Source organism: Deltaproteobacteria bacterium (assembly GCA_016709225.1).
Lineage (GTDB): Bacteria > Myxococcota_A > Polyangia > Nannocystales > Nannocystaceae > Xiheibacterium > Xiheibacterium phototrophicum.
In genome coordinates, this window is the sequence record JADJEE010000001.1 from 3,445,545 (window position 1) to 3,458,186 (window position 12,642).

The 12,642-nt window shown below is 68.3% G+C and carries 14 protein-coding genes; 10 read left to right on the plus strand and 4 right to left on the minus strand.

Going from position 1 to position 12,642, the window contains the following annotated elements; translation table 11 throughout:
• The first annotated feature begins 59 nt into the window (after positions 1-59).
• The 5 genes from IPH07_14180 (at position 60) to IPH07_14200 (ending at position 3,089) form a co-directional block, all read left to right on the plus strand.
• Complete coding sequence (locus IPH07_14180) at positions 60-245, plus strand: hypothetical protein (protein MBK6918538.1); 186 nt, start codon at positions 60-62, stop codon at positions 243-245.
• A 101-nt stretch (positions 246-346) separates the two neighbouring features.
• The gene (locus IPH07_14185) at positions 347-919 is read left to right on the plus strand and encodes a DUF2924 domain-containing protein (protein MBK6918539.1); all 573 of its coding nucleotides are present in this window, start codon (positions 347-349) and stop codon (positions 917-919) included.
• On the plus strand, positions 916-1,098 hold the full coding sequence (locus IPH07_14190; protein MBK6918540.1) for a hypothetical protein: 183 nt from the start codon (positions 916-918) through the stop codon (positions 1,096-1,098). The genes IPH07_14185 and IPH07_14190 overlap by 4 nt, the downstream gene beginning before the upstream one ends.
• A complete protein-coding gene (locus IPH07_14195) occupies positions 1,095-2,468 on the plus strand; it encodes a recombinase family protein (GenBank protein MBK6918541.1) in 1,374 nt (457 codons plus the stop codon). Before IPH07_14190 ends, IPH07_14195 begins: the two co-directional genes overlap by 4 nt.
• 372 nt (positions 2,469-2,840) lie before the next feature.
• Positions 2,841-3,089, plus strand: coding sequence for a hypothetical protein (locus tag IPH07_14200; protein MBK6918542.1), 249 nt, complete (start codon positions 2,841-2,843; stop codon positions 3,087-3,089).
• Between the two features lie 18 nt (positions 3,090-3,107).
• On the opposite strand, the gene IPH07_14205 is transcribed toward IPH07_14200, so the two are convergent.
• Positions 3,108-3,881 carry a phage Gp37/Gp68 family protein gene (locus tag IPH07_14205; protein ID MBK6918543.1) on the minus strand — a complete coding sequence of 258 codons (774 nt, stop codon included), beginning with the start codon at positions 3,879-3,881 and terminating at the stop codon, positions 3,108-3,110.
• Positions 3,881-4,825 carry a three-Cys-motif partner protein TcmP gene (tcmP, locus tag IPH07_14210; protein MBK6918544.1) on the minus strand — a complete coding sequence of 315 codons (945 nt, stop codon included), beginning with the start codon at positions 4,823-4,825 and terminating at the stop codon, positions 3,881-3,883. Before tcmP ends, IPH07_14205 begins: the two co-directional genes overlap by 1 nt.
• A gap of 247 nt (positions 4,826-5,072) precedes the next feature.
• Here tcmP and IPH07_14215 point away from each other — a divergent pair, with 247 nt between their 5' ends.
• Positions 5,073-5,285, plus strand: coding sequence for a helix-turn-helix domain-containing protein (locus IPH07_14215; protein MBK6918545.1), 213 nt, complete (start codon positions 5,073-5,075; stop codon positions 5,283-5,285).
• 918 nt (positions 5,286-6,203) lie between these two features.
• Here the strand turns inward: IPH07_14215 and IPH07_14220 are convergent.
• Both IPH07_14220 and IPH07_14225 read right to left on the minus strand, forming a co-directional pair.
• Positions 6,204-6,626 (minus strand): hypothetical protein, encoded by a 423-nt coding sequence (locus IPH07_14220; GenBank protein ID MBK6918546.1) that lies wholly within the window; start codon positions 6,624-6,626, stop codon positions 6,204-6,206.
• Positions 6,626-7,270, minus strand: a complete 645-nt coding sequence (locus tag IPH07_14225; protein MBK6918547.1) for a hypothetical protein — start codon at positions 7,268-7,270, stop codon at positions 6,626-6,628. The genes IPH07_14220 and IPH07_14225 overlap by 1 nt, the downstream gene beginning before the upstream one ends.
• A 102-nt stretch (positions 7,271-7,372) precedes the next feature.
• On the opposite strand from IPH07_14225, the gene IPH07_14230 reads away from it, so the two are divergent.
• The 4 genes from IPH07_14230 to IPH07_14245 all read left to right on the plus strand — a co-directional run bounded on the left by IPH07_14230 (position 7,373) and on the right by IPH07_14245 (position 12,442).
• Complete coding sequence (locus IPH07_14230) at positions 7,373-7,891, plus strand: hypothetical protein (protein ID MBK6918548.1); 519 nt, start codon at positions 7,373-7,375, stop codon at positions 7,889-7,891.
• 351 nt (positions 7,892-8,242) lie between these two features.
• On the plus strand, positions 8,243-9,664 hold the full coding sequence (locus IPH07_14235) for an SWF/SNF helicase family protein (protein MBK6918549.1): 1,422 nt from the start codon (positions 8,243-8,245) through the stop codon (positions 9,662-9,664).
• A complete protein-coding gene (locus tag IPH07_14240) occupies positions 9,661-10,245 on the plus strand; it encodes a hypothetical protein (GenBank protein MBK6918550.1) in 585 nt (194 codons plus the stop codon). Before IPH07_14235 ends, IPH07_14240 begins: the two co-directional genes overlap by 4 nt.
• Entirely contained in the window at positions 10,229-12,442 is a 2,214-nt protein-coding gene (locus tag IPH07_14245; protein MBK6918551.1) for a hypothetical protein, read from the plus strand. Before IPH07_14240 ends, IPH07_14245 begins: the two co-directional genes overlap by 17 nt.
• Positions 12,443-12,642: the final 200 nt, after the last annotated feature.

Below are 12,642 nucleotides of genomic sequence, written 5' to 3' on the forward strand. Positions count from 1 at the left end.
GTGCAGGTCGGTGACGATCTCCTGTCCCGTTTCGGCGCGCGGGACCGCGTTTCCCACCTGTGGAAGCGACGATCCCGAAGACGCGGCCCAGCGCGGCCGCAGCCACGGTGAGCGCCGAGGTGCGCCGCGCCGAGGTCGAGCGTCGTCTCGACGAGGCGGCTGACGTCCTCGCCGAGACGCTCCTCGACATGTGGCGCAAGGAGCAGCGCAGCCGACGCGCTGCCGCGCACGGAGGTACGTCGTGACCTCTCTGCTCTCTCCGGCTCTCGCCTTGTCTTCTACCGGGGAAGAAGCCGTCATGCCGACGACGCGCGAGCACGGTGCGCGCGCGAACGACGGAGGCACGATGACCAACAAGACGACCGCCAGAGCCCGCACCGCGATGCGCGAGCTCGACGACGTCCCCACTCAGCTCGCGGCGCTCGAGGCGATGACCGTCGGCCAGCTCGCCGAGAGGTGGCGCGAGCTGTACGGCGAACCGACGCGTTCGCGGAACAAGGACTACCTGAAGAAGCGCCTCGCCTGGCGCATCCAGGAACTCGCCGAGGGCGGGCTCTCGCAGGGCGCGCTCGCGCGCATCCACCAGCTCGGTGACCAGATGCCCGAGCGCTGGCGCATGCGTCAGAGCCAGGGCCAGGGAGCGAGCGACGCGGCCACGCCGATGGAGGCGCTGCAGGTGGTGCAGGCCACCGAGCCGCGCGACCCGCGCGTCCCCCCCGCGGGCACGGTCCTGCGCCGCGTCTTCGACGGCAAGGCCTACGAGGTGACGGTCTGCGCGGAGGGCTTCGAGTACGAAGGGCGGCGGTACAAGTCGCTCTCGGCGATCGCGACGGAGATCGCCGGCACGCGCTGGAACGGGTTCCTCTTCTTCGGGCTCAAGAAGCGCGGCGAGTCGGCGCGCGAGGAGTCCGCGGCATGAGCGAGTTCTTCCGCACGCAGATGGGCCACCGCTTCTACGAGTCGACGATGCCGTCGCTCGTGCGGGAGCTGGCGCGGCTCAACACGAACCTCGAGCGGCTGCTCGCCGTCGTCGAGCGTGACGCCGAGCAGCCCGACGAGGGCGAGCACACGCCGGCTCCGTCGAAGGAGCCGCGATGAGCAAGCAGCGCCAGCGAGCGAGCGCGCCGGCGCCGGAGGCGAAGCGCTGCGCGATCTACACGCGCAAGTCGACGACGATGGGGCTCGAGCAGGAGTTCAACTCCCTCGACGCCCAGCGCGAGTCGTGCCTCGCGTACATCGAGCGGCAGCAGGGCTGGACGCTCGTCGACGAGCGCTACGACGACGGCGGCTTCACGGGCGCGAACATCGACCGCCCTGCGTTCACGCGCCTCATGGCCGACGTCGAGGCCGGCAAGGTCGACGTCATCGTCGTCTACAAGGTCGACCGCCTCTCGCGCTCGCTGCTCGACTTCGTGAAGGTGATGGAGCGCCTGAGCAGCGCGGGCGCGTCCTTCGTCTCCATCACGCAGAACTTCTCGACGGCCGACGCGATGGGGCGGCTGACGATGAACATGTTGATGAGTTTCGCGGAATTTGAGCGCGAAATGATCAGCGAGCGGACGCGCGACAAGATCGCCGGTGCGCGCCGCAAGGGGAAGTGGACGGGCGGACCCGTGCCCTTCGGCTACTCGGCGAAGGACAAGAAGCTCGTCGTGAACGACGCCGAGGCCCACATCGTGCGGGAGGCCTTCGCGCTGTTCCTCGCGCACCGCCAGATGGCCGTCGTCGCCCGCGAGCTGAACAAGCGCGGGCTCCTGCCGCGCTCTTCGAAGCGCGGCCGCAAGGGCGGCCCGCTCTGGAGCAAGGACGGCATCGCGCGCGTGCTGCGGAGCCCGCTCTACGCCGGACGCATGATGTACGGCGACGACTTGTTCGACGGCGAGCATCCTCCGCTCATCGACGACGTGACCTACCGCCAGGCGCAGCGGCTCCTCGGCACGGTGGGCGGCGAGCTGCGCGTCACCGGCACGAACCCCGAGTACGTGCTGCGCGGGCTCCTGCGATGCGGGGGCTGTGACGAGGCGATGTGCCCGGGATCGACGACGAAGAAGAGCGGGAAGACGTACAGATTCTACAGGTGTTCGACACGCGACAAGTACGGCACGGACAGGTGCTCCGCGCGGCCGCTGCCCGCGCGCGCCCTCGAGGACTTCGTCGTGGAGCGCCTCACGGAGGCGACCGCCGACGGCACGCTGGCCGAGCGCATTCAGAACAAGCTCTCGGCGCGCGTCGCGAAGGAGCGCTCGACCTTTGTAGAGGTACGCAAGGCGCTGTCGGCGCAGATCGCCGAGGCCTCCGCCACCACCGCGAAGCTCACCGACGAGGTGGTGCGGCTCGAGGGCCGCGCACGCGAGCTCGTCGAAGCGAAGCTCCGCGCCGAGGCTGCCCGGCTCGACGACGCCGAGCGCCGGCTGCGCGGCGATCGAGGACGATGCCCTCGACCTCGAGCTCGTCGAGAGCCAGCGTGAGTGGTTCGTCGGCGCGCTCCGCAACTTCGGGAGGGTGTGGGGCGGGATGACTCCCGAGAACCAGGGGCGCCTGCTGCGCGCGCTCGTCGCCAAGGTCAGCGTCGACGAGGAGACCGGGATGTGCCGCCTCGAGCTGGTGAACTTCGACGCCGTCACGAGCGCGAAGGAGGCGGCGTGAGAGACGCCGAGAGCAGCGAGGCGAGCGCGAGGAAGAACACGGACGCCGAGGGCGACGCCTTCCGCGTCATCGAGAAGCCGCTCTTCCGCCACAAGAGCCGGAGCATCACGCTTGCCGAGACGCCGCCGCCCCCCAAGCCCGAGCCCGTCCGACGGCCCGCAAAGGTCGCCCAACAGCTCGCGCTCGCGCACCACCTGCAGGCCGCCATCGACCGGGGCGCCATCGCCGACCGGGCCGACGTGGCGCGGAAGCTGGGGCTGACGCGAGCGCGGGTGACCCAGCTCCTCGACCTGTTGCTCCTGGCGCCCGATCTCCAAGCCGCCGTCCTGGCCCTCGAAGCCGTGGACGGCGCCGAGCCGATGGCCGAGCGGACCCTCCGGGCGGTGGCCCACGCGGGGACGTGGGCCGAGCAGCGGGCGGCGTGGGCGAAGCTGGTCGCGTAGGGCGCGCGTCTGGCCGCGTCAGCCCACGACGGCCAGGGAGCGTCCGGCAGCTCGCGACACGCGCGCGACGGGAACCGTCGGCGCTGTCTCGGGCATCGCGTCGTAGGTCTTGCCCTCGAGGACGCGGCCGGCCTTCTTCTTGTTCTTGCCGCCCCACTGCTTGAAGAAGAAGGCGACGCCCGCCTTCGCGCACTGGTCGCGGATGTCCGTCGCCCACTCGGGAGCCATCGGGCGCGCGCACGGACCCGACTCGCCGCCGACGATCACCCAGTCGATGCCCTTGAGCTTCAGCTTCGGCAGCGGACCGAGGAGCGGCTCGAGCGAGAGGAACTTCACCGCCGCGCCCGTCGTGCGCAGGTCGTCAATGCGATCGACGTAGTTCGCGTTCTCGACGCTCACGCCCATCCACACGTTCTCGGGCCAGGCGATCTCGGGGCTCAGCTCGGCGAGCCTGTCGGCGCGCTTGGTGAGCACCTGGAAGCGATGCCAGTGCGCGCGGCGCATGACATCGAAGACGCGCTGGATGTACTCGAGCGGCACGTCCTTGTGGAACAGGTCGCTCATCGAGTTCACGAAGATCGTCTGCGGCTTCTTCCACTGGAGCGGCAGCTCCAGCATCTGCGGCTGCAGCGTGAGCTTGAAGCCGTTCTTGTAGTTCGGCTGCCCCATCGCCTGCAGGCGTTCCGCCATGCGCTCCGCGTAGCAGTACTTGCAGCCGGGGCTGATCTTGTTGCACCCCGTGACGGGGTTCCAGGTGGACTCGGTCCACTCGATGCCGGAGCCGAGCGCCATCAGCGCACCTCCTTGATGATCGTCTTGAGTAGATGGTTCGCGATGCGCAGCGCGATGTCCTTGCCACGCTCGTTGCCTACCGCGAAGCAGAACATGTACAGCGGGTTCTTCGACGAGTTCCAGAGCACGCCCGGCTCCTCGGCGACGCCCGCGAACACCTGCTTCAGGCGGTTGTTGAAGTAGCGCGCCATCACGTCCATCGACGCCTTCACCTGCACCTGGTGATCGCCGAACAGCGTGGGCTTCGTCTCGACCTTGTAGAACTCGTCGTACCAGTCGGCCGTGCCGAGGAAGGCGTTCATGCGCTGTCGCCACGACTCCGGCAGCTTGCCAGACTTCGGCGCGAGGCGGTTCATGCCCATGCCGAGCGGCACGAGGAGCCACAGGTCGATCGCCTTCGTCGCAGCGACCGCCTCGATGGTCTGCCACTCGACCTGCATGCCGTAGGGGTCGAGGAAGAGCACCGCGCGCCGCGACTTCCACTTCGAGGGGTCGGCGCAGAGCTTCTGGATGACTTCGTTCGCTTCGCCCTGGCGAACGTCGATGTCGTCCTTGAGCGCGGGGAACTCGGTCTTGAGTCCTTCGAGCTGCTGGCAGCGCTCGGGGCTGCGCTCGATGAAGATGTACTTGTCGAAGCGCGGCTCCACCTGCAGCGCGAGCTTCGCCGATCCGTCGAGCAGCTTCTGCGGGGCCGCCTCGGCGAGGTCGGGGAAGAGCAAGGTCTCGGAGGCACCGCTCGACTCGGGCTCGCGCGCGGTGCGCGTGCCGGTGCCCGCGAACGCATCGATGTACGCCTTGCGGAACGGCTGCTCAGGCGTCGGCTTGCCCTCCAGCGCCGTCGTGTAGCTTTTCAGGTACTTGGCGAGGACGTCGAGCTTGGCGTCGGTCCAGTCGCCGCCGAAGCGATGGGTCGAGCCCTTGGATGTCGGTCGCGTCTTCGCCATGATACTGTTCGCGCGTTCAGTATCTACGGACCGCGCCCTCTGGGCAAGGTACATGAGCCCCCGGAAACACCGAAGTTCTTGGCGCAAAGCCCCTCCCCGAGGTGGCGCGGGGACCGCGAAGCTGCCAGTCGCCAGCCGGACCACCAGCACCTACGGCCTTCTCGACTCTTCTCGACTCTTGTTGGGGAACCAGATCTGGGTACCGTGCTCAGGTGCACAGTGGTCCTCCTCTGCCCGGAGCGCAGCGATGACGACGACAGAGCCTTGGGCCTCGGTTGAAGACGTCGCCAAGCACCTCGGGGTGGCGAAGGACTCGGTGTACCGGTGGATCGAGTCACGGAAGCTCCCGGCTCACCGCATCGGCCGGCTCTGGAAGTTCAAGCTGTCCGAGGTCGACGAGTGGGTTCGGGCGGGAGGCGCCCAGGAAGACGACGGAGGAGGCCAGCAGAGCAAGCGATGACGGGGGCAACGCTGACCACGAATGAACGACGACTCGAGCCGACGAGCGCGCTGCGTGAAATCGCGCGCGCCGAACGGTTCGACGTGCGTCTGCGTTTCGGGTCGGCGGCCGAGGCCTCTCGGTATCTCCGCGCGCTCACGAGTCTGCTCTTTGGCGCGAGCACCAAGGTCACCGCAACGCTGACCACGGGCGCGCCCCGCGAAGACCTCACCGCCGAAGAGATCGCGGATAGGCTCGCGCGCGCCGCCATCAACAAGCTCCGCTTCGCGCTCCGACCCGGCGAGCACGCGATCGCCATCGAGCTCGCTCTCCAGCGCTCCGAACCGGGTTCCCGTCGCTATCCCGCGCCGTTCACGAGCGGCCCCGCCACCTCTCGCCTATGGCTCCAGTCCGACGCCGACGTCGTCGCCCCCATCACCGCGCTCGCGCTCCCGACGACTGCCGAGGGCCTCGCGCTCGACGCCGCGCACGCGTTCGTCGGGCTCGCGGTCCGGTGCGGTGGCTTCAAGGAGGCAGAGCTCACCGGCGACCATCCGCTCTCCTGGAACACGACGAAGTCGAACGACGCCGCCCAGCCGGTCCGCAGCACGCTCCGCGACGCCGTCTGGAGCACCGCAAGCTCGGAGGGCGCGGTCGCCCTGTGGGTCAACGGGCTCGCGCCAGCCATCGAAGCCGCGCGCGCCCGAGCCCGGCTGGTGGGAGCACTACGACGTGCTCACGCGCAGCCCGCGCGAGGCGCTGACCGAGCTGCATGCCCACCTCGCCGCGCACTTCGACATCCCGTTCGCCTGGGCCATCGTCGACAGGACCGACGGTCCCGAGGGCACCTTCGTGGTCCAGCCCGAAGCCAACGCCATCGCGCGCCTCGTCCCGGAGAGCGATCGCGTCGTCGTCGCCGTCGACCTCGAGCAGCCCACCTCACTGTTCGCCGAGATGCTGCTCCACCTCTGTGCGCACCTCGCGCTCGGCCACGTTCGCCCGGGCGATGAATGGGGCCATTGGGACACGCAGGCCTCGCTCTCGCCGACGCCGCATCGGCAGTGGGACCGCGAAGCGCGCGCCTTCGTCGACGCCCACTTCGCCCGCCCCGTGCGCCGCGTCTCGTCGCTCGATGAGTGCAACCCGCGCGAGAAGGCGTGGCTCGTGTTCCTCGATCACATCGGGCGCATGGTCGGCCAGCAGCGCACGCTGCACGCCGCGACAGAGCGTTACCAGGCCGCCGCCTATCAGCGTCAGGCCGCGCAGCGCCTCGTCGCCCAGCTCGACGCCCACCGCGGCGCGATGCTCTGCGACGGCGTCGGCCTCGGAAAGACCTACGTCGCCACCACCGTCGCCGTTCACTACGCGAACCAGTGGCGTGACCAGCTCGCGGACGCGAAGCGCTCGGCGACCGACGACCCGTTCCGAATCACGGTGCTTTCGCCCAACTCGGTGGTGAGCACCTGGCAGCGCGAGGCCATCGCGCCTCTCGCTGCGCACGGCGTTCCGCTCGCCACCATCCGCGTCATCTCGCACTCGAAGCTCTCGCGCATCGTGCCGTCGAGCGACGTCCTCACGCGCGGCCGCGCGGGCATGAGCGACATGGAGCACCTGCTCCTGTCGGACCTCGTCGTGGTCGACGAGGCGCACAACTTCCGCTCGGTCGGCGCGCGCCGCACCACGGTGCTGCGTGACCTCCTGCGCCTCCAGCCGCGCAAAGACCTGCGCCGCAAGGTGCTGCTGCTCACCGCGACGCCCGTGAACAACAGCCTCGAAGACCTGCGCCAGCAGGCGGCGCTGATGTTCGGCAAGCCGCTCTTCTTCAACGACAACCTCACGCCCGATAAGTACCGCACGCGCGTGTTCAAGGACGTCGAGGAGCGCGTCACGAAGACCATCAAGGCAAGGGCGCGGCGGACGTCGCGGCGCTCCTCATCCACGGCGACGCTACCGCCAAGTTCGCGTACGCGCCCGACTTCCGTGACGACGTGCAGTTCGGCGTGCAAGTGCCGCGCGTGGGCGACTACCTCAGGGAGCAGGAGAAACGGCTCACCGCGCAGCAAACCGCCGTGCGCGCCGCCATCCAGAGCGGCCAGCCTCCGGCAGAAGTGCCTGCGCGCATCGCGGGCGAGCTGCTCGACCGCATTGTGGTCCAGCGCTCGCGCGCGCTCTGCAAGCAGATCGAGCGCGAGCAGGGCTCGAACGCACGGCTCCTGTTCCGGCCCGACGCGGCCACGCCCGAGAAGCTCGTCTACGAGGACGTCTACGACGACACCCGCGACGTGCTCGCGCGCTTCCTGCCGCTCTTCGAGACCCAGCGCGAAGCCACCGACGCGGAGACGCCCCCGCTCTCGCTCAAGGTCTACATGTGGGCCGACGTTCGCGACGGCATCCGCGACGCGGGCGAGGTCTCGTCGGTCGTCGGCCTGCAGCGCGTGTTGGTGCTCAAGCGCCTTGAGTCTTCGCCGGTCGCGTTCCTCATCACCCTGCTTCGACTGCTGGCGCTGCACGCGCATCGGCTCAAGCAGCTTGCTAAGCTGTGCCACGAGGTCGGCGACAAGAAGCGCGAGAAGGATCTCGCCGCCGAGCTGGCGGACCTCGTCGACGGTGAGCCCCGTCGAGCGTGAGCGCATCGACACGCTGCTTACCGGCGGCAAGGCGAGGGCGCGCGGCAACGATCTGCTCGAGCGGTGGAGCGGTGCCCACAGCGCGCGTGCTCCGCCGCCGACTCCGACGACCCGCCGCCGCCCCAGCTCGACCTCTTCGGACGAGACGACGACAAGTCGTCTGAGCGCAAGGAGCAGCTCAATCGTCTGTGGAACCTGCGCGAGCACCTCACGCGCGATCTGGCCACGCTGCTCGCGTACGCGCCCGGCCTCGCCGACATCGTCTTCGGCCGCTTCGCCCAGAAGGACTGGCCGCAGCGCTTCATCAACGGCGGCCAGGAGGTCGACTGGCCCAACTCGGCCGCCTGGGCGATGCGCATCGTCACCGACGGCAAGCTGCGGCGCCTGGTGGCGCGCCTGTTGCGCGCGCGGGCCGACGGCCAGAAGGTCATCGTCTTCTCGCAGTTCACCGACACCCTGGCCTACGTCGACTCGGTGCTGCGAGCGGCGCACGCGCTCTCGCGTCAGGAGTGGGCAATCGTCACGGGGCTGCTCGGTGCCGACGTCGGGCGCGCGGTTCGCCACGAGGACGTTCTCGCCCTCGTAGACCGCAGCGCCGTCGTCAGCGGCGAGACCGAAGACCGCGACGCGGTCATCCACGCCTTCGCGCCGTTCTACCGCTCGGTCCGTCGCGCCCGCGCTTGCCCGGCGCTTCGGCCTTCGAACAGCAGCAGCTCGATGCGCTGTGGACCAACGGCTGGACGCAGGCGCTGCGAGCAGCCCACCGACGTCCTCTTCGCTACCGACGTGCTCGCGGAGGGCGTGAACCTCCAGGACGCCGCACTGCTCATCAACTACGACGTACACTGGAACCCGGTGCGGATGATCCAGCGCGCCGGCCGTATCGATCGCCGTCTGAACCCCGCGATCGAGGAGGCCACGAGCTTCCCCGACCTCGAAGGGCTCGCCCGCGACCTCGGAGTCGCGCCGCCGCGCTACTGGTGGCACGAGCACCCACGCACCGCGCCCGTCACCGTGAACCTGCTCTTGCCCAACGAGCTTGAGGCCGAGCTGCAGCTCCGCGAGCGCATCGCCAACAAGACGCTCGCCATCGACTTCACCCTGGGCCTCGAACAAGGCACCGGCGCCGAGGCCGACTGGATGGCCGACTACCGCTTCCGGGGCATCTCGGCCCTCAACGCCTGGCAGGGCGACCGCGCCATCGAGCAGATCGCGGGCTACCAACAACGCCTTCGCCGCCTCATGAGCGAGCGCGGCATCGACGCCGAGTGGCTCGCCGCGTGGAACGGCTGGCTCCGTGAGGTCGGCGGGCGCCAAGACGACCGCATCCTCGCGTGGGCGCAGCTTGGCCGTAAGGGCGGCGAAACCACCGTCTACACGCGGCAGCTCCAACCGCGCCTCGTTGACGGTGTTCCGCACTGGCTGTGGACGACGGCGAAGCCCGCGGACTCGCTGCTCAACTTCTGGCTCGCACTCGACAGCAAGACCTTCCCGGCGGCGACGCGCACCGGCCTTCCGTTCTCCGAGGACGCCTCGCGCCCCATCGCCGCCGAGGACCTCCTCGCGGCCTCGCGGCGCCTTGTCGACGAAGACCCCGCCCTGGAAGAGCTCGGCGACATGCGCCGCCCCCTCCTGCAAGGTGCGTCGGCCATCTCGGCGGGCTTCCTTGGCGCGGAGCCCGATCGGCGCGCCATCGCCGTCAGTGGATTTCGACTCCTTCAGCTTCGTGTTCTCGACGAGGCTGCGCCCGTGAGACCGAGTGAGGAAGCATGAAGAAGGAAGAGTTCGTTAGCCGCATTCTCGATGGTGTTGCGCCCAAGCCGAAGAAGGCGTCGAAGTCGACTTCGGCCGCTTCGTTCAGCGCAGACGATGTCTTCGGCAACGACGACACCACCACGCCCTCGGTTCCGCCGCCCGCCGATACGCGCTTCGCTCAGCTCCTCCTCGAGGAGGTCTTCGCGCACGGTGAGGCGCAGCCCCGTGACGAGATCGTCCGCGGCGACCAGACGACCAGCAAGTTCCTGCCGAACGCCGGCATCTACTGGCCGAAGACCAACGAGCGCCCGTTCCACATCGTGCTCTTCGAGCTCGACAAGAAGGGGCGCGAGCTGCTGGCCGACCCGTTCTTCCGGCAGACCGATCAGCTCGAAGACGCGCTCCACCGCATCGTTCAGGACGTCCTCGAGGGCTTCGAGAAGAAGCGCACGGCGTCCGCCCGGCAAGGGCGCGCAGACCGAGACCCTCTGCGTCGTCTCCATCGTCGACGACCGCGCATCCACATCTGGCCGCCAGCTCGTCTGCTTCGGCACCAAGAGCACCACCACGACGGCGCTAGAGGTGTTCACTCTCCGTGAAGAGGTGCGCGACTGGGATCGGCCCTTGGCTGAGGAGCACCTCGACCAGCTCTTCAGCCGTCACTTCGAGAAGCTCGCGAGCGGCGCCAAGTGGCAGGACGCCTTCATCACGGGCGCCGAGCGCAAGAAGATCAAGGACCTCCTCGCGGTCTGCACGCAGGGGAGCCTGCTCGGGATCGCCGAAGAGGAGTTGCGCAAGAAGCTCCGCGACGTGCTCGACGAGATCGCGGGCTCGTTCGGCATCCACCGCAAGAGCGCGAACCAGAACCGGCGCCTCGACATGATCGAGCTACCCGTGAACCACGGCATCGGCGCCGATCCCGTCGAGTCGCAGAAGCCAGGCTTCAAGAACCCGCTCCAGGGCGTTCGCATCTACGACCGCAACGAGCGGCTCCTCGGCTTCATCGTGTACGTCGCGTCGACCAAGGCGAAGGTCGAGCCGCTGCGCGCAGCGCTCGCGAACAACAACCATTTCCACAACGTCCTCGTCATCTACCCCGACAGCGCCGAGCCGGAGTTGGAGCTCTGGCAGGGCGGGACACCGCTTCGTGGTCGGCTCACGCGAGGCCCGAAGCGGACTCAGTTCGACGGCGAGGGCGGCGTCGTCCAACTCCTGTCGCGCTTCTTCGTCGTCAGCAAAAGCGCCATCGAGAAGCCCAAGCAGCTCGCCGAGGAGCTCGCATGGCGCGCCCAGCATTTGAAGGCCCTCGCCGTCGAGGAGCTCGAGAAGGAAATCGAGGCCGGCAACAACAAGGGCCCGCTCAAGAAGCTCTTCGACACGTTCAACGCTGCGCTCGCCACGCTGACGGTCGCGAAGTTCGCCGACGCCTACGCGCAGACCATCACCTACGGCATGCTGGCCGCACGTTGGATCTCGAGCGGCGAGAGCCCGCTTTTCACGCGCAAGAACCTCAAGGACTTACTTCCCGAGACCAGCGCCTTCCTGAAGGACCTGTTCAACAAGTTGGTGAACTACAACTTCGACAAGAACCTCACCTGGCTGCTCGACGACATCACGAGCCTGCTCGCGCGCACCAGGGTCGCGCAGGTCTTCCAGGACGAGAAGCGCGACCCGTCGATCCACTTCTACGAGGACTTCCTCGACGCCTACGACCCGCAAGTCCGAAAGGACCAGGGCGTCTACTACACGCCAGACGAGGTGGTCTCTTACATCGTGCGGACCGCGCACGCCTCGCTTCAGAACGACTTCGGCCTCCCGCTCGGCCTTGCGGACACGACGACGTGGGCCGCCTTCGCCAAGGCGAAGAAGCTCGCGGTGCCCGATGGCGTGGACCCGAAGGCGCCCTTCGTCCAGGTGCTCGACCCGGCGCTCGGCACGGGCACGTTCCTCCTGCGTGTCATTGAGGTGATCCACGAGACGATGCAGGTCGAGTTCAAAAAGCAGGGGCTCGACGACGAGGCGGTACGGAAGGCGTGGGTGAGCTACGTCCGCAAGGACTTGCTGCCGCGCATCAACGGCTTCGAGTTGATGATGGCGCCCTACATCGTGAGCCACCTGCGCCTCGGTCTCGCGCTGCAGGAGACCGGGGCTTCACGTTCACCAAGAACGACCGCCTGCGTGTTCCTCACCAACACGCTCGAGATGCACACGCCCTCCGCAGCTCTCGTTCATCGGGAGCACGTGGCCGAGGAGGCAAAGGAAGCCGAGCGCGTGAAGAAGGAAGCTGCGATCTCGGTTATCATCGGCAACCCGCCCTACGAGCGCGAGCCCGCCGAAAACGCCGGCAACCACAAAGGCGGCTGGGTGCGCGGCGGCTGGGACGGCTGGCGCGGTGGCGCGCGCTGCTCGAGGACTTTTCGGAGCCCACACGCAATGCCGGTCGCGGTGGCGACCTCAAGAACATCTACAACCTCTACGTCTACTTCTGGCGCTGGGCGATGTGGCGCGTCTTCGATCGCTACAAGGCGCCGGGCATCGTCTCGTTCATCACGGCGTCGTCTTACCTTCGCGGTCCCGGCTTCTCTGGCATGCGCGAGGAGATGCGACGCGACGCCGAGCGTGTCTTCATCTTCGACCTCGAAGGCGACCAGCGCGGCACGCGCATCACCGACAACGTCTTCTGCATCACCATCCCGGTGTGCGTCGGGAGCATGGTGCTCGCCACCACGCCGGACCGCACGACACCCGCGGCGAGCAGCTACAAGCGCATCACCGGTACCCGCGAGGAGAAGCTGAAGGCCGCCGACGCGTCTCGGAAGTTCAGCGACGTCGCATGGATCGCCGCACCGAGTGGCTGGCTTGATGTGCTGATGGCCGGTGGTGCGGCTACCACCCTCGCGAGTTACGACACGTGGCCTGCGGCGACCGAGCGTTTTCCCGTGGCAGCACTCCGGCGCGCAGTTCAAGCGGACGTGGCCAATCGAGTGCGACGTCGA